The sequence below is a fragment of the Pyxidicoccus sp. MSG2 genome (genome assembly GCF_026626705.1).
GTDB lineage: Bacteria > Myxococcota > Myxococcia > Myxococcales > Myxococcaceae > Myxococcus.
Window position 1 is genome coordinate 3,079,116 of record NZ_JAPNKC010000001.1, and the last position, 23,281, is coordinate 3,102,396.

Genomic DNA, 23,281 nt, shown 5'->3' on the forward strand with positions numbered 1-23,281 from the left:
GTCAGCGCGGCGCGCGCAGCTCGAGGTAGCGCTCGGACGCGGCGAAGCGCAGCAATTCCACCAGCTCCGCATCCGGGTTGTGGCGCGCGCGCAGGACGGCGAGCGCCGGGCCCACACTCCCGCAGGCGACGAGCCCCGCGCGGTTGGCGGAGTCGCGCGCCGCGTCCGCGAGCGAGGAGGCGTTGAAGTCGCGGGTGCCGGCGTCCAACAGCGCGACGGCGCGCTCCAGGGCGCGGGGAGAGAGGGAGTCGCGCACCACGCGGGCGTCGGGGCTGGAGGCGCGCGGGTCCTTCAGGATGGTGGACAGCAGGGCCAGGGCGCGCAGGAGCTGGCCGCCCTTGAGGGCGCGCAGGGCGAGCAGGTCCGGGGACAGCGACAGCAGGGCGCGGCCGGCGTGGAAGCGCAGCTCGGCGGCGGACGGAGGCTGCTGGACGGTGAGCCGCCCCACGAGCAGGCGCGGCTGGCCCACGTGGACGGCGGTGAAGGGCGGGCCCTCGTCCTCGGCCAGGACGAGCTCGGGCAGGTGGACGTCGAGCAAACGCGCGGCGGTGTGGAGCGCGTCGAGGACGGCGGGGGCGCCGGGGCCGGAGGCGGAGCGCAGGGGCTCGGCGGTGCCGGCGGCGCGCCCCTGGGCGGGGAAGAGGCGGCAGAGGGCGATGCCGGTGCAGGCGAGCAGCTCTCCCGAGGGCGTGCGCAGGCCGGGGTGGCGCAAGCCCGCGCGCTGCTCGGAGGTGAGCGGCGGGCGCTGGGGGCGCGGAGGTGATGCCGGGGCCTCACGGCCTTCGAGCGCGTCGGCGATTTCGCGCATCAGCGAGGCGCGGCCGGTGTCTCCCCGGCTGTCGAAGTACTCGGCGGACTCGCGGTAGGGCTTCGGGTCGAGCGGGCGCTCGCGGAGGTGCCGGAAGAAGTTGGGCTCGGTGTCGGGGGACGGCTCGGAGACGGCGGGGGCCTCGCGCGTCTCGGAGGCGCCGGGGCCCACCCGGGCCGCGGGCTCGGGAGGCTTCGCGGCGGCGGGGCGGGCCGGGGCAGGCGCGGAGACGGTGCCCTCCCCGCGCGCGCGGACGATGCGGCGCACCGGGTCCATGCGGCCGGGAGGCGCTTCCCAGGAGATGACGCGGGTGTTGGCGACGGGCTCATCGGAGCCCAGCTCCATGGACTCGTCTTCATCCATGAGGTCCGTGGCCTTCGCGGCACGGGCCGGTGGCTCGCTGTCGGCGGCGCCCGGGCGCGGCGGGGACGCGACGGAACGGGCACTGAAGCCGAGGGCCCGCGTCGGCGGGATGGGCTCGTCGTCGTCGCCCAGCAGGGGAGCAGGTGGTGGGGGTGGGGGCGCGGCCTTGTCCGCACGCGCGGCCTGCTTGCGGGACTTCGGCGCGGGGTCGGCGTCTCGTGGCGCGGGGGCGCGCGGTGGCGGCGAGGCCTGCGCCGGCCCTGCCGCAGCGGCCGTGGAGCGTGGCTCGCCGCGCGCGGGGGCACGCTGCTCCGAACGGACGGGCGAGGCGGACGGTGCACCCGAGGCGGGGGCCGAGGCACTCGGGACGGGAGCACGCTGCTCCGAACGGGCGGCCGGCGCACCGGCGGGAGCGGCTCCACCGGACGCGGAGGCACGCGGCTCGACTGGGGGCGCGGACGGACGCTCGGCACGTGGCGACGCGCCACCGGGCGCGGAAGGTGCCCCACTGGCTCCAGCTGGAGCCGCCGCGCGCTCCGCACGTGAGGCCAGAGCGTCCTTCTCCTTGGACTGCGCGGCCTTCCCCGCCCGTTTTCTCGAGCGCGCGGAAGGCTCCGGTGCGGCCTCGTCGCGGGAAGGCGGAGACGCGTCGCCGCCGCGTCCCTTCGCGCCCGCGTTCTTGCTGGAGGCCGGTGCCTTGGCAGCAGCGGGCGGGACGATGACGTCCGTGTTGGAGGTGATTTCGTTGGCGAGCGCCTCGATGCCCGAGGGCGTGAGGGACAGCGTCGCGGGAGCCGGGACGAGCGGCGACTTCGGCCCGCTCGGCTCGCGTCGGGGCGTGGCGCTGCGAGGCGGCTCGGGGGGCGGAAGCTCGCGCTCCTCGCGAGCCTGTCGCAGGCCCTCCGCACGACGCGCGTAGACCTGCGCGCGCTCGGGATTGCGCAGGGCCTCCCGCCAGAACCGCGCGAGCCGCTCCCAGGCCTGCTCGCGCTCCGCTTCGTCCTCGGTGGCCGTCGCCGCGTGTTCGAGCGCCCAGGCCGCCTCGCCCATGTTCCCGCGCGCGGTGAGGCGGTCCACCAGCAGCAGCCACGCCTCCTTGTGGCCGGGCTCGTAGCGCACCGCCTGGCGCAGCTCGTTCAGCGCGGACTCGTCGTCGCCCAGCGCGTCCAGCGTGGCCACCAGCTCCAGCCGGGCCTGCCGGGCGGCGGGGCCTCGCGACTCCCGGGCGAGCTGGGCCCGGAGGTGCTGGCCGACCGTCTTCGGGTCCCCCAGCTTCCGCGCGAGCGCCACCAACTGTGCGCGGGCATGCTCGCTGTCGGGGCTCTCCGCGAGCACCTCCGTCCAGGCCCACTGCGCCAGGCGCAGGTCGCCCAGGGACTCCTCCGCCGCCTGCGCGAGCATGCGCAGCCCTTCGAGCCGGTCCAGCGCACGGCGGGGAGCGGTGGCAAGCGCGAGCCGGAGCCGCTCGGCGATGGCGGGACGCTCCGCGGCGGAGACACAGCGCAGGAGCCCCGCGAGCACGGGCAACATCCCCGGCGCGAGCGCCTCCGCCGCCTCGAAGTCCGAGCGCGCCCTGCCCGGCTCGCCCATGTGGAGCCAGCGCTCTCCGCGCGTCAGGAGCGCGCCTGCGCGAGCCCGGGCCGTGCGGGCCCGCTGGATGGCCTCATCGAGCGCGCGCCGCACCAGGGAGGCATCGCCGCGCGTGGACAGCAGCCGCACCTGCTCACGGAGCGCGGTGCGGTCACCGGTCAGCTCGACGATTTCCCGGTACATGCGCGCGGCCCCGGAAGGGTCCTGGAGCTCGTTCTCCATGACCTCCGCGAGACGGGTCAGGGCCTCCGCGCGCACGGTCGCGTCCTTCGCCCGGTCCGCGCGCTTGAGGTAGAGCTGCGCCAACTCTCGCCAGGCCTGACGCGCGATGAGCTGGGCCTCCAGCTTCTGCGAGCGGACCTGCTCCTCCGAGTCCTCGGCTCGCGGGCCTGGCGCGACGACACGACCGGCCCCCGCCGCCTGGGTGTCCGCGCCGTCCGTTCGAGCGCGCCCTGTCGCCGCCGCGTTCGCGCCTTGAGCGGGGGAGGCGGAAGCGGCCGGAGGCGTGGCCTGTCCCTGTGGAGGAGCACCGACGCGGGCGGGAGCGGAGCCCGCGAGCGCGGCCTCCAGGTCCGCCATGGAGACTTCCTGCGTCTCCGCGGGCGAGGCCTCCGGGACAGCAGCGGGCTTCTCGGGAGCGCTCGTGGCGGGCGCCTGCGTTCGCTCCACGCGTTCGGGAGAAGCTTCCGCGGTCCGAGCCGTCACCTTCTCCGGCGGCTTCGCGTTCGGAGGGGTTCCCCGAGGTGCGTCGTCCGAGAGGACCGGTGGAGCTTCGAACGTGAGCTCGCTCGTCGGCTCGTCATCCGCCCAGGGATTGGCGCGAGGAGCCTGCGCCCGGCCGTCCCGCGCTGGAGGCGCATCCTCGAGGTCCGCGGGGGACTCCGCCCACGGGACGGACAGATGCTGTGAGCCACCCGCGCGTTGCGAGGGAGCGGCCGGGCTCGCTGCCTCACCCGCGCGAGGCTGCTCCTCCGCCGGCTTGCGCGGCTCGGCGGACGGTGTGCCCGAGGGCATCCCGATGGCGGGCATCTCCACCACCGTCGGACGCGACTCGAAGGCGGGCACGCGCGAAGCCGCACCCACCGCTGGCATCTCACCCGCTGTCGAACGCGCCTTGGGAGCTGGCTCGTTCGAAGCCGCACCCACCGCTGGCATCTCACCCGCCGTCGAACGCGCCTTGGGAGCTGGCTCGCTAGAAGGCGCCCCCGCCGTCGGACGTGCAGGAGACGTGGGCTCATCCGCGGCGACACCCACGGCGGGCATCTCCACCACCGTCGGGCGTGACTCGAAGGCGGGCGGGCTCGCGGCAACGCCCACCGCTGGCAGCTCGACCGCGGACCTACTCGACGGCGAACCGCCCACCGCCTTCGCCTCCGCCACCGAGCGGTGCTTCTCCGTGGGCGGAGCCACCTCCACCGCCGGAATCTCCACCTCCGTCTTCGAGCGCGACTCCGACAGCACCGAGCCGACCGCCGGGAGCTCCGCCTCCGTCCTCGTGCGCGACTCGGCCTGTGGCGCGTCGGGCGGCCGTCCTGGCGTGGACCAGGGCAGATGGGGAACGGGCGGTGTTGCCGTGGGGAAGGCCACGGCCGTCTTTTCCCGGGGCTCGGCGGCCGCTGTGGGGAAGGCCACGGCCGTCTTCTCGCGAGGCACGGCCTTCTGCGACGCGCTGTTGGCCGACCCGAGGAGCGTGTCCTCCCGGTAGCTGCTGGAGCCCTCGTCCCAGACGGCGGGGGCCTGGACGCTGGACTTCAAGGTCGGCAGCTTCCCCAGCACACCGCTGGCCGCGGGCCCACTCGCCGACTGCGCCTCCGTGCCCCCACGAAGCCCGCGCTCCCGGAGCACCTGGAGCCCGCGCCGGGCCCGCCGGTCGTCCGGACTCTCCGCCAGCACGGCTTCCAGCGCGGCGATGGCGCGGGGCTCCTGCCCCACCCGCCGCAGCACTCGCGCGAGCTGCCGTCGCACCGCGCGGCGGACGTCGGGCGTCTGCGCCTGCGTGGCATCCAGGAGGGTAATCGCGGCGGCCTCGGTGCCGGCGAGCAGGGCGTAGCGCACGAGCGCGGCGGCCAGGCGCGGCGTCATGGGCTCGGTGCGGCTGACGCGGGCGAGCTGGCCGAAGGCACGGGCGGCGGAGCCTTCGCGCAACATGTCCACGGCGGACCGCAGGTGCCGGTCCACCGTGTCTCGCGCAGCCTCCTCCGGCCTCACGTCGGGCGCGCCGGCTCGCAGCGCGTCCTGTCGGGCGGCTGCGGGCTCCGGCGTGCCGGCGCTCTTGCCGTTTCTCACGCCACCCATGGGTGCGGCAGTCTACACAACGATGCCCCTCCCGGTTGTTACCGTCCTTCTCCCGGCAAGAAATGCCGGGTCCACCGTGGCCCGGGCCGTGGAGAGCCTCCTGGCAGGCACCCTCCGGGACGTCCGCATTCTCGCCGTGGATGACGGTTCCACCGACGGTACGCGCGGGGTGCTGGAGGGGCTGGCCGCCCGGGACGCCCGGGTGGAGGTACTTGACGGCGGGGGCCGGGGGCTGGTGGCGGCCCTGAACCAGGGGCTCGGCGCGGCCACCTCGCCCTACGTGGCCCGGATGGACGCGGACGACGAGGCCCTCCCCCGCCGGCTGGAGGTGAGCGTGGCCGCCCTCGAAGCCGAGCCCCACCTGGCCGGCGTGGGCACGGGCGTGGAGGTGTTCCGCGAGGACCAGCCGGTGAGCCCCTCCTTCCAGGCGTACGCGGCGTGGCTCAACGGGCTCACCTCCGCCGAGCGCCTCTACCGCGAGCGCTTCATCGAGAGCCCCATGTGCCACCCCTCGGTGTGCCTGCGCCGCGACGCCGTGGTGGCCGCGGGCGGCTGGCGCCACGGAGACTTCCCCGAGGACTACGCGCTGTGGCTCGAGTTACTGGACCGGGGCCATGGCCTGCGCAACGTCCCGGAGGTGCTGCTGCGCTGGCGGGACAGCAGCCAGCGGCTGACGTGGACGGACCCTCGCTACGCGGTGCGGCGCTTCGCCTGGACGAAGGCGCAGTACCTGGTGCGCGGAAGGGGGCCGCTGGCGGACGGGCGCCCTTGCACCATCTGGGGCGCCGGCCCGAGCGGAAAGACGCTGGCGCGCTTCCTCCGCGAGGAAGGAGCGACGGTGGAGCGCTTCGTGGAGGTCCACCCGCGCAAGGTGGGCACGCGCATCCAGGACACTCCCGTGGTGTCAGCGGATGCCCTGGGCCCGCCCGGACGGAGCCACCTGCTGGTCTGCGTGGGCGTGCGCTGGGCGCGAGAGGAGATTCGCGCGGACCTGGTCTCTTGGGGCTGGGTGGAGGGGCGGGACTTCACCTGCGTGGCGTGACGGGGCGAAACCACCCGGGCGGCACGGCCGTACAGGGAGCATATGCACCGCGTCCCGCCGTGGGTCCTCCTGCTGCTGACCGTCGCCTGCCACTCCGCCACGGTGGCGCCGGCGCGCGGGCTCGTCCGTCCCGGGACACCGGCGCGCGTGGACATCGTCCAGGCTCGCGACCAGGGACTGGAGCAGGCCTTCCAGTGGGAGCCCTGGGGCCCGGACGCCTTCGCGCGGGCGAAGCGCGAGGGGCGGTACATCCTCGTCGATGGCGCGGCGGAGTGGTGCCACTGGTGCCACGTCATGGACGAGACGACGTACCGCGACGCGGAAGTGGGCCGACTGCTGCGCGAGCGCTTCGTCACCATCCGCGTGGACGTGGACGCGCGCCCCGATCTGGCGGAGCGCTGGGTGGACTACGGGTGGCCCGCCACCATCCTGCTCACGCCGGACGCGGAGGAGGTGGGCAAGTATCGCGGCTACCTGCCGCCGGAGCGCCTGCGGCCGCTGCTCCAGCGCGTGGAGGCGCTGTCTCGCGAGGCCCGTGAATCCCCGGGAGCGCACGTCGTCGACGTGCCGGCGACGTCCGGGCTGCTGCCCTGGGTGGCGGCGCGCACGGTGCTCGCGCTCGACGGCTGGTACGACACGCGCGAAGGCGGCTGGGGTGACTTCCAGAAGTTGCCACTGGGTGGCAATACGGAGTTCGAGGTGCGCCGTGCCATGAGAGGCGACACCGCAGCACGGCAGCGGGTGGCCTTCACGCTGGAGCGCCAGCGCGCGGTGCTGGACCCGGTGTGGGGCGGCGTCTACCAGTACTCGGCCGGGAAGGACTGGACGGACCCGCACTTCGAGAAGCTGATGGTGATGCAGGCGCCGAACCTGGAGGCGTATGCGCGCGCCTGGGCCCTCACCCGCGAGCCCGCGCTGCTGGCGGATGCGCGGGGCATCGCGCGCTACATGGAGGGCTTCCTCGGCGCACCGGATGGGACGTTCTTCACGAACCAGGATGCGGACGTGGGAGCGCATGACCGGAGCGTGCCCTTCGTGGACGGGCACGTGTACTACGCGAAGGACGACGCGGGCCGCCGCGCGCTGGGCCTGCCGTGGGTGGACTCGCACGTGTACGCGAGGGAGAACGGACTGGCCATCTCCGCCCTCGTGGCGCTGCATGAGGTGACGGGGGATGTGGCGCCCCTGGAGCGTGCGCGCCGGGCCATGGACGTGTTGCTCGGCAGCCACGTGGCGCAAGGCGCGGTGTGGCGGGAGAAGGGCACGCGCACGGGGCCGCGCTTCCTCGCGGATGCGGCGGCGCTCGGACGGGCGCTGGCGGTGCTGGCACGGGTGACGGGAGAGGGGCGCTACCGCGAGGCCGCCGAGCAGGTGGCCCGGAAGATGATGGCGGACTTCGCCAGCGCGGAAGGCAGCGCGCTCCACGAGATGACACCGGACTCGGATGCCGTCGGCGTGTTTGCCCGGAGGGAGCGGCCGTTCGTCCACAACGTCGCGGCGGCGCGCTTCCTCGCGGCGCTGCACGTGCTCACGGGGGATGCGGCGTGGCGCGAGCGCGGCCGTGAGTTGCTGGCCACGGTGGCAACGCCGAAGACGCTGGCCGACCAGGGCCGGATGCTGGGCGATTTCCTCCTCGCGGCGGACGAGCTGGGCGTGGTGCCCTGGTCGGAGCCCCCGGTCACGGCGCGGCGTCCGTGACTCAGTTCCCCTTCGCTCCCCCGATGGGCCCCTGAGGCACCGCGACACCCGCCGCCGTGAAGAAGCGCAGCAGGTCTTCCGGCACCACCGCCTCCACGCGCAGCACCTGTCCCGTGCCCGGGTGTCCCAATTCCAGCGCCTGCGCATGCAGCAGGCAGCGAGGCGCCTCCACCCCGCCCGCCTTCTTCGCCCCGCCGTAGCGCGCGTCCCCGAGAATCGGCGCCCCGAGCGCCGTCAGGTGCGCGCGGAGCTGATGCGTGCGGCCCGTGTGCGGCAGCAATTCCACCACGCAGAACTCCGGGCCCGAATGGAGCGTGCGGAAGTCCGTCAACGCGGGCACGCCGTTGGCCGCGCGAGTCGCCCGCCAGCGTCCGGGGCGTGACGGGTCCTTCGACAGCGGCAGGTCCACCGTCCCCGAGGGCGGCAGTCCCGGCCCCGTGGCCGCCACGTACCGCTTGCGCGCGCGTCCCTCGCGGAACTCCGCGGCCAGCGCCGACGTGGCCTCCGCCGACTTCCCGAACACCGTGACGCCGGACGTCTCCCGGTCCAACCGGTGGACCAGCCCCGCCTCGCGGCCCAGGTGCGCGCTCACCAGGTCCACGAGGCTCCCGCCCACGCGTCCCTCGGTGGGCTGCGCCGTGAGCCCCGCCGGCTTGTCCACGGCGATGACGTCCGCGTCCTCGTAGAGCACGCGCAGCACCGGTGCCGGGGCCGACTCCGCCAGGGCGCTCTGCCCGCCCTCCTCCAGCACCACCATCACCACCTGCCCCGCCGTGAGCTTCGCCGTCGCGTCCCGGCTCCGTCGGCCCGCGATGTACACGGCGCCCACGTCCACCAGCTTGCGCGCTTCCGCCTCCGGCATTCCCAGCTCGGAAGCCACCGCGTCCGCCACGGCCCGCCCCACCACCGCGCCCTCCGCGCGGAACGTCCTTCGCTTCACAGCCGCACCTCACTCACGAAGAACTCCCCACGCGTCGTGGCCCGCATGCATCCGGGCAGGCCCCTACACCCCGTCCCGCTGCCTCGAGCAACGAACAGTCCCAGTCCTGTTCGAGGCGCGGGTGTCATGCGGCGGCACTCTACGCCCGCATCGCCCTTCCGCGCCGCCCGCTTCCTGTTACCTTCCGCGCCCCATGGACCGTCCCCTGCACTCCGTGCGTACGCGGCTGGACGACTTCCTCGCCGAGCTGGCCACGCTCCACTACCGGCATGGCGCCGGCCTCTCGCCGACGCTTCCCGTCTCCAGCCTCCACGCCTCCTTCCCCGAGCTGTCCTCCCCGGACACCTTCGCCGCCGCCAACGAGGCCCTCGCCAAGGCCCGCACGAAGGACGACCCGCTCGCCGTCCGCCGCATCCAACTGCTCCGCGAACTGGTGGCCACCCAGGTGGAGGAGGCGCTCGGCGCCCGTCCCGCCGAGGCCGTGACCACCCTGGAGGCCCAGTCCCAGCTCCCCGTGGATGACCGGACGCTCTCCCTCGCCGAGGCGCTCGACGAGCTCCCCCGCGAGTCCCACCGCGACCGCCGCACCCTGCTGGAGCGCGCCGTCGGCAACTTCCTCTGGGAGCGGCGCGGCCCCTACGGCGACCGGCGCGAGGCGGCCCTCGTCGCCGCGGAGCGGCTGGGCGCGAAGGACTATCCCGCCCTGCGCGAGGACGTCACCGGCATCGCCTACGGCAAGCTCGCCGAGGCCGCCGCGCAGACGCTCCGGAGCACCGAGGACGCCTACCGCGACGTGCTCGCCTACGTCCTCAAGAAGGTGGACCCGCTGCTGCGCCCGCTGCCCGGCGGCGAGGCGCGCCGGCATGACCTCCAGCACGCGCTCCAGGCCCCGTGGATGTTCCCCCTCTTCAGGCGCGAGGACACCTTCCCCGCCGTGGTGCGCTGGCTCGGCGAGTGGAGCCTCACGCCCAACGCCGGGGGCCGCATCCGCATCGACGACGAGGCCCGTCCCGGCAAGTCGCCCCGCCCCTTCGTCGCCAGCGTGCGTGTGCCGGACGAGGTGCGCCTGGTGATTCAGCCGCGCGGCGGCATGGATGCACTGGCCGGCTTCCTCCACGAGATGGGCCACGCGCAGCACCGCGCCCACGTGTCGGAGACACTCCCCATGGAGCTGCGCCGGCTGGGCGACGCCTCGGTGACGGAAGGCTACGCGGCCCTCTTCGAGCGGCTGCTGCTGTCCCCCAGCTGGCTCAAGCGCTACCTGGACCTGCCCACCGTGGCCGCGCGCGACACGGTGCGGATGGCCGCGTTCCAGGCCCTCGCGGTGCTGCGCCGTCACTGCGCGAAGCTGTCCTACGAGCTGTCACTCAGCACTCGCGGCCCCTCGGCGGAGCGCGCGGACGAGTACGCGGACGGCCAGCGCCAGGCGCTCTTCGTCGAGCCGCACCCGGGCTACTTCCTCCACGACGTGGACCCGCAGCTCTACACGGCGCACTACCTGCGCGCGTGGGCGCTGGAGACGCGGCTCACCGCCCGCCTCACGGAGCGCTTCAACGAGGACTATTGGAGGAATCCCGCCGCGGCCGCCTGGCTCAAGGGGCTGTTCGCGCGGGGAGGTACCGACGACGCGGAAGGACTGGCCACAGAGGTCTCGGGCACGCCACTGGCTGTGCCCGAGGCCGGGGAGCGCCTCGTGGCCATCCTCAACCGGTAGTGGTGGCTCCGCGAGGGGACTACTTCTTCTTGCGGAGTGCCCGGACGATCTTGTCCTTGGTCGCGTTCGCCGAGGCCTTGGCGGGCGCGGGAGCCGGAGCGGGCGTCATCACCTGCTTGTTGTTGCCGCTGGCCACCGTCTTGCCGCCCGCACGGGCGCGCATGGCCTTGAGCAACTGCATCTCGATGAGAAGAAGCTCGTCGCCGAGCTCCTCGTTGTCACCCGCGGCGCGGGGAAGCGGAGCACGGGTGCTGGAAGCGCCGGCACCGTGCCGCATGCGCAGAACCCTCTCCTCCTCGGCCGACAGCGTGCGCGTCTTCTCCAGCGCTGCCTTGACCTCCTTGGCCGTCACCGTGCTACTTCCCACCTTGCGCTCCATCGCCGCTCCCTTGCTGTGTGGCCCGCTGAACGTCCGTACATGTCGGACGCGTCCGAGCCGCAACCGTCGGGGATTGTAGAGGACGCAAGAGTGAGCGCAAATTTTCTTCCAACAGGTCGCTGCCGGGCTGTAGCGCCCGGGGCCTGGCGCTACAGGCGGAAGCCGAGCCCGAGGTACCCTGAAGTCAGAGCCTGCCGTTCACCGGAGAACGGGTCTCCCCCGGCGGAGAAGTTCTGGTAGCGGGCCTCGGCGGAGAGGAAGAGCAGGCTCCCCAGCTCCACCCCCACCCCGCCACACAGCTCCGCGCCCACCTGCAGCGCGCGCGAGGCGGCCACGTCCTGCTTCTCGTGGGCCACCAACAGGCTGGCCCCGGCTCCCAGGTACGGCCGCACGCGCCGGGGGCCCGGTGGGGTAATCCGGATGGACATGGGCGTGGCCTCGGTGCGCCGGCGGCTGGAGGCCACGTGCCCACCCACCTCCATGACGGCGTACTCCTTGCGGTAGCCCCAGCCCAGGCTCGCGGTGTAGCCCCGCTCGTGGGCGCCGTCCGTGTCCGTCAGCATGTAGGCCCCCACCGGCGCGACGGTGACGCCCAGGTTGCGCAGGGGCGGCTCGGCGCGCGCCACGGGGGCGAAGAGGCCGGCGAGACAGGACAGGAGGACGACGAGACGGCGCATGCCCGGCCGTGGAGCAAGGCACACGCCATGCCCTACAGGCCAATGAAGTCAGGGGTTTGCGAGGCAGGCCGGGGCACCCTGCCACCCGCGTCCGGGCGGGCCGGTCAGGGCGGGCGAGCAGCCTCCTGCGCACGTGCGCGCCGCGGCGCACATGACGCGGGGGCCAGGGGCGCGACGCACCCGGTGGCCCTCCGCGCGTCGAATCAGTTGCCCTCTTCCTCCTCGGGCTCGGGCGGGGCCTCGGCGCCGGCCTTCTCCTTTTCGGCGCCCTCCGGCTTCTTGCGCTCGATGCCGAAGGCGTCCAGCGCGTCGGCGATGCCCTGGGGCTTGTCCGCGTCGGGGAGGAAGTCCTCCGGCGGCTGGAGCTTCGGGTCCTGCCCCAGCTCGCTGATGGCGGACTCGAGCGTCAGGCGCAGCTCGGCGGCCTCGGGCGTCTTCTCCTGGGGCACGCCGATGCGGCCGTCCAGCCGGGCCTTGAGGACCACGGACGTGTCGGCGTCCACCACCACCTCGCCGTCCAGCGAGCGCGGCACGCGGTGGGCGAAGAAGGCGGCGCGGCGGCGGGTGCTCTCGTCGGCGTTGCCCCTGGGCTGGAACGTCGTGGGCAGCGCACGGGCGGAGGCGGCTTCCGACGCGGGGCCCAGCGTCACGACGTAGCGCCACGCGGTGCGGCCCTCGTAGGTGATGGTGCCCTCGGGGGCCAGCTTGAGGCGGCCCTGGAAGAGGCTGTCGAAGTCGCGGATGGCGCCGGTCAGCTCCGTGCGGGTGCGCTCGGCCATGCCGCGGTCGCGCAGGCGCTGGCGGAACGGGCCGTAGCGGTTGCGGGCGAACACCTGGCCGCCCACGCGCATGACCTCCAGGCCCTGGTCCCTGGAGTTCTCCATCACACCGTGGAAGTCACCCGAGACACCGCCGGGGCCGGCGCGAAAGGTGCGCGTCTCGGTGAGCTTCACCGGGTTGGAGTTGGCGGAGGACCACTCGTAGCTCACGCTGGACTGGAAGCGATGGGGCCCCAGTCGCTCGGTCACCTCGGCGGCGTCCATGCCCAGGATGCGGCGGGCCACCTGGGGGTTGCTGGCGACATCCTCGGGGGGCAGCTTCTGCTTCGCGGAGGCCACCACCTTCGGCGGGTCCTCCGGGGAGAAGATGCGTGCCTTGGCCGCCTTGTCGACCGGGTCGGAACAGCCCACGGCGGCCAGCGCCAGGGCGAGGGTGAAGGCGGACTTCTTCAAACGGCTCACGACTCCTCCAGAGGGGTACGACAAGGCCGGCAAGTTACGTGGGGCATACAGGTGCGGCAAGCAGTGGCTTGCGTGCGGCCGTGCAAGGGATAGAACGCCCAACTCATGCAGAACCTGCGCGACAAGTTGTTGAAGGCGGGCCTCGTCACCGAGGAACAGACCAAGAAGGTGGAGTCCTCGCCCGGTCAGACGGAAGCCCGACGGTCCCCTCCCCAGGAGGGCGGCCGTCCAGGCGGAAACCGTTCGGCCCCTCCACGTGACGAGAACCGGACACACGGAGGTCCTCCGAGCCGCGAGGGCGGTCCCCGTGAAGGCGGTGGTCGTCCTGGCGGCGGTCGTCCCCCTCCCAGCGGTGGTGGCCGCTTCGGCCCTGGCGGCGGTGGCCGTCCGGGCGGCGGTCGTCCCGGGGGCGGCGGCGGCCGTCCGAGCGGCCCCATCCCCCGTTTCGGTGGCCCTCCCCAGCAGGGGCGCCCGGGGGCGGCCCCGTCGGAGAAGGCCATCCCCAAGCTGCCGCCGATGCCCGGCTCCAAGGCGTACCAGCGCGCCGAGTCCAAGAAGCAGGTGGAAATCGACAGGGCACTGAGGGAGCTGGTGCTCGGCGCCCAGGTGCCTGTCGAAGCGGGCGAGACGGCGTTCTACTTCATGACCCGCAAGGGCAAGCTGCGCCGGCTGGAGCTGAGCCCGGCACAGGCGAAGCAGCTCGAGGACGGGGAGCTCGGCGTGGTGGAGCGCCCCGAGCCCGCGCAGATCGAGCACTCGCTGGTGCCCGCGGCGGCGGCGGAGCAGATGTACGCGCTGTCGAAGAAGGCCGTGCGCTTCTTCAACCGCAAGGACGACCCCGTCGGCTTCATGAACGACGAGGAGCTCAAGGCCCAGCAGGCGTCGGAGGCCGCCGGCACCGCGCCGGAGCTGGCGGATGAGGCCGAGGGTGGCGAAGCCGCGGAGGGTGCCGAGGGTGAGGGCGCCACCGAGGCGGAGGCCGCTCCCGAAAGTGCCACCGCGGAGTCCTCCGGGCAGACGCCCGAGGGTGGCTCCGACATCGGCGGCTGAGCCGTACCTGTCCCCTCCCCTCCCCTGCTCGAATCGGGGAGGGGCCCGTGTCCCGCGTGGGCGCGGGTCTGATGCCTGCCGCCAGTGGCGTTTCTGGCGCCCCGCAACCCTTCGTGGGCCTCGGGGTTAGCATCGGCACGCCATGGTGGACCCCTACGTCCGATTGCTGCCCGTCATCTTCGTCCTCTCGGGCCTGGTGAAGGCCGTGCCGCTGACGGTGGGCTTCGCGCTGGGCCGCACGCGGCTGGCCGAGCGCTGGCGGGTGTTCCGGCGGGCCCTGGCCCCGGGACAGCTCCGGAGCGAGGCGAAGGCGGCCATCGGCGTCGTGGTGTGCGACGCGCTGCTCGTCACCGCCTTCCGCGTCGCCAACGAGCACCGGCTCGCGCCGTTCAGCGTGGGCGTGGCGCTGCTCAGCTTCGCGTGGATGTTCGTGGGCTTCGAGGTGTGGTTCTACGTGACGCACCGGCTGCTGCACACGCGCGCGCTGTACCGGCTGCACGCGCAGCACCACGTGGCGCAGGTGACGGACCCGCTCACGTCGCTGTCCTTCTCCGTGGTGGAGCGGCTGGTGCTGATGGGCGGCGGCTTCGGCCTCGTGCTCCTGGCCATGCAGTTCATGCCCGTCACGAAGGTGGGCGTCATGGCATACATCTTCACCAACTACGCCCTCAACGTGTTCGGCCACGGCAACACGGAGTGGCTGCCCGAGCGCTTCGTGCGCTCCCCGGCCGGGCGCCTCTTCTTCACACCCACGTTCCACGCCCTGCACCACGCGCGCTACCAGGGACACTACGGCCTCTTCACGCCGGTGTTGGACAGGTGGCTGGGCACGGCGTTCGAGGACTACGAGGAGGTCCACGCCCGCGCGCGGGCCGGTGAGGGACTGGAGCGAATCGGCGAGCGCGTTCGCTCTGCGAAATTGCCCACCGCGCTCGCACCCACCTCCTGACCCGGGACTCGTGAGCGTTGATGCCGGAATGATGCTCCGGCGCTAGGCTCCGGGCCCATGACGACAACCCGCAAGACTGTGGTGGTGACAGGCGCGAGCCGGGGCATCGGCCGTGCCGTGGCGCTGGCCTTCGCTCGCGAGGGCCATGGAGTCTGGGCCCTGGCACGCTCGGCGGACGCGCTGGCGTCCCTGCGCGCCGAGGGCGGCGAGAACATCCGGCCACACGCGGTGGACGTGGCGGACGAGGCGGCGCTGCTCGCCATCAGCAAGACCATCCTCGCGGATGGCGCTCCGCGCGTGCTCGTGAACAACGCCGGCATCACCGTGTCCGCGCCGTTGACGAAGACGCGCACGGAGGACCTGGCGCGCGTCATGGCCGTCAACGTCACCGCGCCCTTCATCCTCTGCCGCGAGCTGATGCCGGCCATGGCGCAGGCGGGCGGCGGACGCGTCATCAACATCGGCTCCATGGCGGCGACGCGCGGGGTGAAGTACACGTCGGCGTACTGCGCGTCCAAGCACGCGCTGCTGGGCATGTCGCGCGCGCTGGCGGTGGAGTACGCGAAGAAGCAGGTGACGGTGAACGTGGTGAACCCGGGCTGGGTGGAGACGGACATGTTCACCAACGCCACCACCGCCATCAGCAAGAGCACCGGCCGCACCGATGAGCAGGCGCGCGAGGCGCTCGCGTCCATGAACGCCATGGGCCGCATCATCCAGCCGGAGGAAGTGGCCGCGCTCTGCGTGTTCCTCGCGTCGGATGCGGCGGGCGGCATCACCGGCGCCGCGTACGCCATCGACGGCGGCGAACAGGGCTGACACTTCACTCCCAATCCGCCTGACTGGCTGCCGGGCCGCCACTCGCGGCCGGGCCTGTTGCGCACCGGGCACCTCATCCCCAGTCTCCGCCATCGCCCGACGACAACGGGTGCATCGCGATGAGGAGGTAGGGCGTGAGGCGGTGGTGGGGTGCGGTGCTGGGCGTGTGTGTATGGGCGGGTTGTTCGGCGGAGCACGGTGGAGGAGCGGTGGAGGCACCCGCGGGTGAAGTGGCGCCTGCCCCCGAGGCGCCTCCCTCGGAAGCGGGAGACCCGGTGGTGGAGCAGGAGCCTCCCGTCGGTGAGCCTGGGGACGCCGGTGTGCCGGATGAGCCCACACCGCCTGAGGCATGCTCGGGCCCGGACGGCACGGCGCGGCTGGCGTGGAGCCACGACGCCGCGTGGGACCAGAGCGTGGACTTCCGCGGGACGATGGACGCGGACGGCCGGACGTACTGGACGGAGTGCGACAGCGCGTACTGGTCGGACAAGGACCCGAGCCAGCTCCAGTGCCACCTCGTCTCCGCCACGCGCGAGGGCGCCATCCGCTTCCGGCTCCTGCTGCCCCGGAACGGGCTCACCGCCGTGCACGCGGTGGACGCGGAGAAGCTCTACCTGACGTCCGCGAGCACCACCCTCTCCGCGCAGTCCCTCGAGGATGGCCGCGAGCTGTGGAGCGCCGACCTCGCGAAGCTGCGCACCGAGGACCCGCAGGAAGCCCGGTCGTTCCTCATCGACTCGGTGTCGCTCGGCTCGCCGTACGTGCTCGCGGTGGTCCGGAATACTTTCGGGGATGAGGACGGGAAGACGCTGCTCGTGGCGCTGCGCGCGGACACGGGCGCGGTGGCGTGGACGGTGCTGACACCCGCGGTGCGCACGCCCGTGGTGCTGGACGCGGAGGGCAACGTCTACGGCGGCTCCTTCGATGCCGCAGCCGGGGAGACGACGCTCTTCTCGTACACGCGGGAAGGCCGGCCGCGCTGGCAGGTGCGCCGCGTGGGTGAGCTCCAGCCCTCCTCGGTGGAGGGCGGCAGGCTCGTGCTGGGCCGCGCCGAGGTGGCGGATGCAGCCACGGGAGCGACCGTTGCCACACTGGCCACCACGACGATGGTTGACGGCTATTTCTCGCTCGGCCAATCCAGCTCCGCGTACGGGCGCGTGGCATTCCAGGCCGGGGGCTCGCTCTTCCTCCCGGCCCCGCCGTGCACCGGCGCGGGCTGCCCGACGGAGCTTCATCCCGGCCGGACGTTCCTCTACGGACTGAGCCCGGAGGACGGCTCGCCGCGCTGGCACCGGGCCGTGGGGGCCTGGCCCATGTCGCCGCTGCTCACGCAGCGGGACTCGCTGCTCCTCATCGACCGGCCGGCGGCGGAGGGCTGCGAGGAGAGCAACAGCTGCGTGGGCGATGACTCCTCCAGCGACTCGTTCCTGCGCGAGCTGGCCGTGGACGATGGGCGGGAACTGGCCGCGTGCGCGCTGCCGGGCAGGGCGCCCTACATCACCCCGCCCGCGCTGCACGAAGGGCGCGTGGTGCTGGGCGCGTGGACCAACTGGCTCGCGAGCAACGACTGGACGCGACGCATGAGCATCCGCGCCTTCGACTTGTCCGTGTCCACCGGTCCCGCCACCACGGGCTGGGTGAGTGCGGGCGGCGGCAACTCCCGCTCGGGACAGGCGACGCCACGCCCCTGAGCGTGTGACAGCGTCGGGCTCCCGCTCCGCATGCAGCAAGGGCGCGGCACCACGGCATCGAGCGCGTGGCACCCGCCAGCCCTTCGGTAGGCCCCGGGCCTCGACTACGCTCGCGGGCCATGCGCACGGAAGAGGCGGATGCGGGCATGCGCTTCACTGTTTCAGCGGGCGGGCTCAGCGCGCTGCTGGCATACGCGCGGGGGCTCGGCATCGAGACACAGGGCATGCTCGCGAGCGCGGGGCTGGAGGAGGCCTCGCTCTCCGGTCCCGAGGCCCGCGTTCCCCAGGCCGCCTACAACCGGGTCTGGGACCTCGTCGTGGAGGCGTCGGGCGACGAGGACTTCGGCCTGCACTTCGCCGAGCGACTGGACCTGGACGCCTTCCACGTCATCGGCCACCTCGCCGCCAAGAGCGCCACGGTGCGCGAGGCCCTCTCCCGCATCGTCGCGTACTCACGCATCCTGCATGACGCGGGACGCGTGGAACTGGAGGCCCACGGCGGCCTCAGGTTCCTGTATCCGGGCTGTCGGGGCCTGCCGCACACCTGGCCGCGCCACATCGCCGAGTTCTCCACCGCCTCCGCCGTGGTGCTCCTGCGCCGCATCACCGGCCAGCGAGGCTGGACGCCCACCGAGGTGCGCTTCCGTCACGCGGAGCCCCGACGGCAGTCCGAGCACCGGCGTCTGCTCGGTGTCAGCCCGCGCTTCGGCCAGCCGGAGACGTTGCTGGCCTTCCCGCCGGACTTTCTCGACACACCCATCGTCACGCGTGAGCCGGGCGTGGGCAGCTACCTGGAGGCGTACGCGCGAGACGTGCTGTCGCGCCTGCCCTCCACCGAGGAAGACCTGCCCGCCCGCGTGCGGCACGCCATTGCCCAGCGACTGGGCAACGGTGCGCCTCCGCCCGATGTGGAGGACGTGGCCTCCCAGCTCGCGCTCGGCGCGCGGACGCTGCAGCGACGGCTGCGCGAGCAGGCCACCACCTACGCGGCGCTGGTGGGTGAGGTGCAACGCGCGTACGCCGAGCGCTACCTGGCGGACGCCGGCATGACGGTGGCGGAGGTGGCCTTCCTCACCGGCTTCGCGGACGTGGCCAGCTTCCACCGTGCCTTCCGACGGTGGACGGGGACGACGCCTGCCGCCTTCCGGGCCGCGCTCACCCCGCGCTGATTCGAGACACGGGAAGACACGGCCCCCTTCCGAACGGCGGCCACGTGGAAGGAACGTTCCTTCCAGCCGCGCCGGCCGCCGGGAGGTGGGCGTCACGTCCGTTCCATGCAGGTCCCCTGCGTACTGAGGAATCGCGCTGGCCCGCGCTGTCGCGACCGGCCACGTGGAAGGAACGTTCCTTCCAGCCGTGCCGGCCGCCGGAAGGGGACGTCACGTCCATTCCCCGCAGGCCCCCCTGCGCAGTGAAGGAGCCGCGCTGTCGCGACCGGCCACGTGGAAGGAACGTTCCTTCCAGCCATGCCGGCCGCCGGGAGAGGGGCGTCTCGTCCGTTCCATGCAGGCCCCCCTGCGCCCTGAAGGAGCCGCGCTGTCGCGCACGAGCAAGGGATTGTCGCGACCGGCCACTGTGGCGGAGGCCTCCCCTCCGTAGCCTGGGTTCCAGGTGATTCGTTCCGCGCACGGCGCGGCGGGGAGGCAACCATGAACACGGCACGGGTGGCTGCACTGTTGGGAGCGCTGGGAGTCGCGGGCATGGCCCGAGCAGAAGAGCCGCCCGGCACCACGGACCACGAGGTGCTACTCCACGGCTGGCGCTCGCCCTCCATCGGAGTGGAGTACCGACGGGGCTTCCTCGGTGTCCATGCGGGGCTGTACCCCACCGTCATCTCGCACGACGCACGCGGCGGCACGGAGACCACGTGGTTCGCGAAGGCGGGGCTCACGGGCTACTTCCTCCCGCTGCGCCTCACGTCCGAGCGCGCCTCCACACTCTTCGTCTCCATTGCATATCTGCGCGGGCTGAACCGCGGCTGGGACGATGCGCTCTTCCTGGAGACGGGCTTCCGCTGGGCGGTGTGGAAGGGCCTGGACCTGCGCCTGGGCGCGGGCCCGCTGCTCGCCCCAGGCCAGTCACCCCGCGTCAACCCGACTCCCGGCGTGAGCTGGAGCTTTCCGCTGCCCGGGTGAGCGGGCCATTCGCTTCGAGGAGAGACGACACATGCGTGCTGAACGTTTCGTGGGCTGGGTGATGCTGCTGTTCCCGCTGGCGGTGAACGTGCCCTTCGGGCTGCTCGCCACGCGCTTCGACTACCCGGACGTGCTGCGCCAGCCCGCGGCGCACGTCCTCACGCGGTTCGCCGAGGGCGGTACTTCCCTGGTGTGGACCTGGTACGCGTACGCGCTGCTGGTGGTGCCGTACCTCGCCGCGGTGGCGCTACTGCCCCGCGTGCTGAAGGCAGAAGACACAGCACGCCCGCTGCTCCGTGTGGCGACGGTGCTCGGGGTGCTGTCGTGCGCGGTGCAGCTGCTCGGACTCCTGCGCTGGACGTTCGTGGTGCCGGCCCTCGCGTCCGCGTACGTGGCCCCGGGCACGGACGAGGCCATGCGGCGTGCGCTGGAGGTGGCCTTCACGCTGCAACACCAGCTCTTCGGGGTGATGCTGGGCGAGCACGTGGGCCAGCTCTTCCTCGCAGGCTGGACGGCCGGGACGTGCGTGGCGTGGGTGCGCGAGGGACGGGGCCGGTGGGTGGCGGGCCTGGGAGTCGCCTCCGCGCTCCTGTTCATCGTGGGACTGGTGGATGGGCTGGCCACGGTGCTGCCGCTGTCACCCGGCCCGCTGGCCCAGGCACCGGTGGTGGCCTTCGGGCTGTGGTGCCTGTGGTCACTGACCATGGGCGTCCAGCTCCTGCGAAGCGGACCAGACGCACGCACCACACGGACGCGCCCCGCGCCGGGCCCATCGGCCCACGCCGCTCACGCTCGCTAGCACACGCGGGCACGCGGCCTGACGCGCCCCGCACCGGGCCCACCAGCGACCCACGTCGGCGAGGCCCGAGAGCACGGCGCGAGCACGCGGAAGACGCACTGCTCAGAGCTGATAGCGCCCGACGATGGCGCTCAGCTCGCTGGACGCGGTGGACAGCTGGATGGCGGCCTGCTCGCTGTCGGCCATGCGCTCGACAATCTGGTCCGCCAGGTCCGCCATCGAGCTGAGCGCGGCGAACAGCTCCGCGATGCCGGCGTCCTGCTGACTGACGGCGTCGGCGATGCTGCGCACCGTCTGTCCGTTGGTCTGGATGATGGTGGCCAGCGAGCGCAGGCTCTCGCCCGCGGCTCGCACCTGCTCCAGGCCGCCCTCCACCTCGCGCGCGCCCCCTTCACTGGTGCGCACGGCGTCGGAGATGGCCCGGCCGATGTCGCCCAGGATGGCCTGCACCCGCGTGGTGGCACCCGCGGACTGGTCCGCCAGCGAGCGCATCTCCCGCGCCACCACCGCGAACGAGCGACCCGTCTCACCGCTGCGCGCCGCCTCGATGGAGGCATTCAGGGCCAGCACGTTGGACTGGTCCGCCAGGTCCTTCACCGTGCGGGTGATGTCCCCGACCTGCCGCGTGCGCTGATGCAGCTCGGAGATGGTGCGCCCCATCTGCTCCACGTGCGAGCGGATGTGGGTGAGCCCACCCACACTGCCGGACACCGCTTCCTCGCCCGCCCGGCCGAACTCGGTGGCCCGCTGCGCCTCGCGCTGGATGGCCTCCACCCGCTTCGCCGCCGCCTTCGAGGCCTCCTGGAGTTGCTGCGCCGCGAGCTGCGTCTCGTGCAGCGCCACCGCCTGCTGCCCCACCGCCTCGTTCTGCACCGACGCGGACTCGGTGAGGTTCGTGGCGGCGGCCTCCAGTCGCTCGGACGAGGCGCGCAGCGCCAGCAGCATCGTGCGCAGCTGCGCCATCAGCGCCGAGAAGGAACCGGCGAGCTGGCCAATCTCGTCGTCCGAGCGCACCGTCAGCGTGCCGCGGAAGTCGCCCTCCGCCACCACGCGGGCCGTGGCGGCGGTCAGCTCGCGCAGGGGCGCCGTCAGCCGGCGGATCAACGTGAAGACCACCGCCCCCGCGACCAGCGCGAGCGCGCCGTTCAGCAAGAAGAGCCAGAGCAGGGAGCCGAAGGAGAACGCCTCGGAGCCGGACCGCAGCAGAGCCCCCGTGAGCGCCACGCTCACGGTGGTGAGGACGAAGATGACCAGGGAGATGGCCACCGACAAGCGCGCGGCAAGGCTGTGCGTCATTCGCTGCGAAGCCAAGGAGAGGGACACGAGGGGGAGCCGCCGAGCATACTCCGATCGGCACTCGGTTGTTGAGGGGTGCGCACTGAATTCACAGGTTGCGTGGTGGTCTGAATGACCCTGGTGGACCCGACACGGCTCCACGGGTCGTCCCCTCCAAGGTGACGTTTGCGGTCGTCCGTGGATCGCAATCTTGCGCCCGGACTCCGACACTGTCCGCGACGTTGGCTTGACGGGAGCGCGGCCCCTGCGCTCCCGTGTGCGCCATGCGCCTGCCCTCCCTGCTGTCGGCCATGGCCCTGCTCGCCCTCACGCCTGGCAGGCTGCGGGCGGAGGAAGCGCAAGGCGAGGTCCGGGCGAAGGCGGAGCCCGCCCCCACGCCGCGCAACTTCGGCAACCTTCGCGTCGGAGGCTCCACGGCCAACGGCAACGGCCGGCCCGAGCTGTGCCTGGAGCTGTCGCCGGTGTCCTTCCTCTCCGTGGAAGGCTGTGGCACGGGCAGTGGATTCCTGCACGGAGACCCGGAGCCGGAGGTGGCGCACTTCCGCGCCAAGCTGCGGCTCCTGTCCTTCGACGCCGAGGGCTGGGGCACCCTCCAGCCCTTCCTCGCCGCCGGCATGGCCGAGGCGCAGGTGGGCGAGGACGACCCGGGCTTCCAGTTCAACGGCACGGACGCGCGCCGCGTGTCCACGACGGGGCCGGAAATGGGCGTGGGGCTGCGCTTCCTGCGCCCGCTGGCCTCCGGCTTCGAGCTGGTGGGCGACTTCAACCTGGGCATGGCCTGGCTGCCACATGCCCCGGAGCTGGTGAAGCCCCAGGACACGTGGCTGCCCTCGGCCAGTCTTTCCTTCGGCGTGGGCTTCTGAAGCTCACGCGTCCGCGACGCGCAGCACCACGGCGGTGATGTTGTCCTTTCCACCGGCCTCGTACGCATCCGCGACAAGCGCGTCAGCCACCTCGCGCGCCGAGGACAGCGTCAGCCGCCGCAGCAGTCCCTCCATGCCCAGCGGCTCGTAGAGTCCGTCCGAGCACAGCAGGAACACGTCCCCGGGCTCCGGGCGCAGCCGCTGCACCGTGGGCTCCGCGTTGTCCGTGCCCAACGCGCGGGTGATGAGGTGCCGCCAGTTGCCCGAGCCGCCCGGCGGCTCCATGCCCGCGTCGCGCAGCTCCTCGATGAGCGAGTGGTCCCGCGTCAGCATCTCCAGCTTCCCCGCGCGCAGCCGGTACAGCCGGCTGTCACCCACGTGGGCCACGGCCGCGCCGTGCTCGCTCACCGCCAGGGCCACCACCGTGGAGGCCATCTCCCTCAGGCGGCCCACGCGCTGCGCCTGCAGGTTGCGCTGCGCCAGCGCCGAGCACGCCGACAACAGGTTCTCCTCCCGGCTGCGCCCCGGGTCCGGCACCGTGGGCCACGTGGAGTCCCGGTCCTGCTCCAGGCGCAGGCCGAAGCCCACGAAGGTGTCCACCACACAACGGCTGGCGACCTCTCCACCCTCCTGTCCGCCCAGCCCGTCCGCAACGACGAACAGCCCCAACTCCGGCAGGACGCAGTACGCGTCCTCGTTGTGCGGCCGCCGGCCAATGTGGCTCTGTCCCGCGCTGTCCATTCTCATGACTCCTCCTCGGGCCTCTCCCCAGCAAGCGGGAGGCCAGCGCCCGCTCCCCCGGTCGGGCTCTGGAACGGATACCTCCGTTCGGGCGCTCCTGGAGTGTGAGTGCCACAGGACCCCGACATCCAGGCCCCACCCGTTCGATGGCCGACGCTGCAAGCGCCTTCCATCCATCAACGCGCACCCCA

Annotated in this window: 17 protein-coding genes and 1 pseudogene; 11 read left to right on the forward strand and 7 right to left on the reverse strand. The window is 73.0% G+C overall.

Going from position 1 to position 23,281, the window contains the following annotated elements; all coding sequences use genetic code 11:
• Position 1: 1 nt before the first annotated feature.
• Positions 2-5,056 carry a tetratricopeptide repeat protein gene (locus OV427_RS11480; RefSeq protein WP_267856118.1) on the reverse strand — a complete coding sequence of 1,685 codons (5,055 nt, stop codon included), beginning with the start codon at positions 5,054-5,056 and terminating at the stop codon, positions 2-4.
• A gap of 22 nt (positions 5,057-5,078) precedes the next feature.
• On the opposite strand from OV427_RS11480, the gene OV427_RS11485 reads away from it, so the two are divergent.
• Together OV427_RS11485 and OV427_RS11490 are read left to right on the forward strand one after the other, a co-directional pair.
• Positions 5,079-6,098: a glycosyltransferase family 2 protein gene (locus tag OV427_RS11485; protein WP_267856119.1), complete on the forward strand. Its 1,020-nt coding sequence runs from the start codon at positions 5,079-5,081 to the stop codon at positions 6,096-6,098.
• Between the two features lie 42 nt (positions 6,099-6,140).
• On the forward strand, positions 6,141-7,796 hold the full coding sequence (locus tag OV427_RS11490) for a DUF255 domain-containing protein (RefSeq protein ID WP_267856120.1): 1,656 nt from the start codon (positions 6,141-6,143) through the stop codon (positions 7,794-7,796).
• A gap of 1 nt (position 7,797) precedes the next feature.
• Here the strand turns inward: OV427_RS11490 and OV427_RS11495 are convergent, their stop codons facing one another.
• Positions 7,798-8,736, reverse strand: coding sequence for an RluA family pseudouridine synthase (locus tag OV427_RS11495; protein WP_267856121.1), 939 nt, complete (start codon positions 8,734-8,736; stop codon positions 7,798-7,800).
• A gap of 193 nt (positions 8,737-8,929) precedes the next feature.
• Here OV427_RS11495 and OV427_RS11500 point away from each other — a divergent pair, with 193 nt between their 5' ends.
• A complete protein-coding gene (locus OV427_RS11500; RefSeq protein ID WP_267856122.1) occupies positions 8,930-10,450 on the forward strand; it encodes a peptidase M3 in 1,521 nt (506 codons plus the stop codon).
• 19 nt (positions 10,451-10,469) lie between these two features.
• Here the strand turns inward: OV427_RS11500 and OV427_RS11505 are convergent, their stop codons facing one another.
• The 3 genes from OV427_RS11505 to OV427_RS11515 form a co-directional block, all read right to left on the reverse strand.
• Positions 10,470-10,829: a hypothetical protein gene (locus OV427_RS11505; RefSeq protein WP_267856123.1), complete on the reverse strand. Its 360-nt coding sequence runs from the start codon at positions 10,827-10,829 to the stop codon at positions 10,470-10,472.
• Between the two features lie 149 nt (positions 10,830-10,978).
• The gene (locus OV427_RS11510; RefSeq protein ID WP_267856124.1) at positions 10,979-11,506 is read right to left on the reverse strand and encodes a hypothetical protein; all 528 of its coding nucleotides are present in this window, start codon (positions 11,504-11,506) and stop codon (positions 10,979-10,981) included.
• 203 nt (positions 11,507-11,709) lie between these two features.
• On the reverse strand, positions 11,710-12,747 hold the full coding sequence (locus OV427_RS11515) for a hypothetical protein (RefSeq protein WP_267856125.1): 1,038 nt from the start codon (positions 12,745-12,747) through the stop codon (positions 11,710-11,712).
• A 516-nt stretch (positions 12,748-13,263) separates the two neighbouring features.
• On the opposite strand from OV427_RS11515, the gene OV427_RS11520 reads away from it, so the two are divergent.
• The 7 genes from OV427_RS11520 (at position 13,264) to OV427_RS11550 (ending at position 20,190) form a co-directional block, all read left to right on the forward strand.
• On the forward strand, positions 13,264-13,797 hold the full coding sequence (locus OV427_RS11520; RefSeq protein ID WP_267856126.1) for a DUF2058 family protein: 534 nt from the start codon (positions 13,264-13,266) through the stop codon (positions 13,795-13,797).
• 142 nt (positions 13,798-13,939) lie between these two features.
• A complete protein-coding gene (locus tag OV427_RS11525) occupies positions 13,940-14,746 on the forward strand; it encodes a sterol desaturase family protein (protein WP_267856127.1) in 807 nt (268 codons plus the stop codon).
• Positions 14,747-14,803: 57 nt separating this feature from the next.
• Positions 14,804-15,565, forward strand: a complete 762-nt coding sequence (locus tag OV427_RS11530; protein WP_267856128.1) for an SDR family NAD(P)-dependent oxidoreductase — start codon at positions 14,804-14,806, stop codon at positions 15,563-15,565.
• A gap of 134 nt (positions 15,566-15,699) precedes the next feature.
• Positions 15,700-17,256, forward strand: coding sequence for a PQQ-binding-like beta-propeller repeat protein (locus OV427_RS11535; protein ID WP_267856129.1), 1,557 nt, complete (start codon positions 15,700-15,702; stop codon positions 17,254-17,256).
• A gap of 146 nt (positions 17,257-17,402) precedes the next feature.
• The gene (locus tag OV427_RS11540) at positions 17,403-18,425 is read left to right on the forward strand and encodes an AraC family transcriptional regulator (RefSeq protein WP_267856130.1); all 1,023 of its coding nucleotides are present in this window, start codon (positions 17,403-17,405) and stop codon (positions 18,423-18,425) included.
• A 480-nt stretch (positions 18,426-18,905) separates the two neighbouring features.
• Complete coding sequence (locus OV427_RS11545) at positions 18,906-19,391, forward strand: hypothetical protein (RefSeq protein ID WP_267856131.1); 486 nt, start codon at positions 18,906-18,908, stop codon at positions 19,389-19,391.
• Positions 19,392-19,422: 31 nt separating this feature from the next.
• Positions 19,423-20,190, forward strand: a complete 768-nt coding sequence (locus tag OV427_RS11550; protein WP_267856132.1) for a DUF4386 domain-containing protein — start codon at positions 19,423-19,425, stop codon at positions 20,188-20,190.
• 102 nt (positions 20,191-20,292) lie between these two features.
• On the opposite strand, the pseudogene OV427_RS11555 reads toward OV427_RS11550, so the two are convergent.
• Positions 20,293-21,384 (reverse strand): annotated as a pseudogene (locus OV427_RS11555) (methyl-accepting chemotaxis protein); the annotation flags it as partial.
• A gap of 365 nt (positions 21,385-21,749) precedes the next feature.
• Between OV427_RS11555 and OV427_RS11560 the strand changes: the two are divergent.
• Positions 21,750-22,349, forward strand: a complete 600-nt coding sequence (locus OV427_RS11560; protein WP_267856133.1) for a hypothetical protein — start codon at positions 21,750-21,752, stop codon at positions 22,347-22,349.
• A gap of 3 nt (positions 22,350-22,352) precedes the next feature.
• Here OV427_RS11560 and OV427_RS11565 read toward each other — a convergent pair whose 3' ends face one another.
• On the reverse strand, positions 22,353-23,096 hold the full coding sequence (locus tag OV427_RS11565; protein WP_267856134.1) for a PP2C family protein-serine/threonine phosphatase: 744 nt from the start codon (positions 23,094-23,096) through the stop codon (positions 22,353-22,355).
• Between the last annotated feature and the right edge of the window lie 185 nt (positions 23,097-23,281).

What these genes read in the sequence shown, in the direction of transcription:
- OV427_RS11545 (WP_267856131.1), top strand. Translation starts at nt 18,906, where the DNA reads ATGAACACGGCACGGGTGGCTGCACTGTTGGGAGCGCTGGGAGTCGCG.
- OV427_RS11550 (WP_267856132.1), top strand. Translation starts at nt 19,423, where the DNA reads ATGCGTGCTGAACGTTTCGTGGGCTGGGTGATGCTGCTGTTCCCGCTG.
- OV427_RS11485 (WP_267856119.1), top strand. Translation starts at nt 5,079, where the DNA reads ATGCCCCTCCCGGTTGTTACCGTCCTTCTCCCGGCAAGAAATGCCGGG.
- OV427_RS11500 (WP_267856122.1), top strand. Translation starts at nt 8,930, where the DNA reads ATGGACCGTCCCCTGCACTCCGTGCGTACGCGGCTGGACGACTTCCTC.
- OV427_RS11490 (WP_267856120.1), top strand. Translation starts at nt 6,141, where the DNA reads ATGCACCGCGTCCCGCCGTGGGTCCTCCTGCTGCTGACCGTCGCCTGC.
- OV427_RS11520 (WP_267856126.1), top strand. Translation starts at nt 13,264, where the DNA reads ATGCCCGGCTCCAAGGCGTACCAGCGCGCCGAGTCCAAGAAGCAGGTG.
- OV427_RS11505 (WP_267856123.1), bottom strand. Translation starts at nt 10,829, where the DNA reads ATGGAGCGCAAGGTGGGAAGTAGCACGGTGACGGCCAAGGAGGTCAAG.
- OV427_RS11530 (WP_267856128.1), top strand. Translation starts at nt 14,804, where the DNA reads ATGACGACAACCCGCAAGACTGTGGTGGTGACAGGCGCGAGCCGGGGC.
- OV427_RS11565 (WP_267856134.1), bottom strand. Translation starts at nt 23,096, where the DNA reads ATGAGAATGGACAGCGCGGGACAGAGCCACATTGGCCGGCGGCCGCAC.
- OV427_RS11525 (WP_267856127.1), top strand. Translation starts at nt 13,940, where the DNA reads ATGGTGGACCCCTACGTCCGATTGCTGCCCGTCATCTTCGTCCTCTCG.
- OV427_RS11560 (WP_267856133.1), top strand. Translation starts at nt 21,750, where the DNA reads ATGCGCCTGCCCTCCCTGCTGTCGGCCATGGCCCTGCTCGCCCTCACG.
- OV427_RS11480 (WP_267856118.1), bottom strand. Translation starts at nt 5,056, where the DNA reads ATGGGTGGCGTGAGAAACGGCAAGAGCGCCGGCACGCCGGAGCCCGCA.
- OV427_RS11510 (WP_267856124.1), bottom strand. Translation starts at nt 11,506, where the DNA reads ATGCGCCGTCTCGTCGTCCTCCTGTCCTGTCTCGCCGGCCTCTTCGCC.
- OV427_RS11540 (WP_267856130.1), top strand. Translation starts at nt 17,403, where the DNA reads ATGCGCTTCACTGTTTCAGCGGGCGGGCTCAGCGCGCTGCTGGCATAC.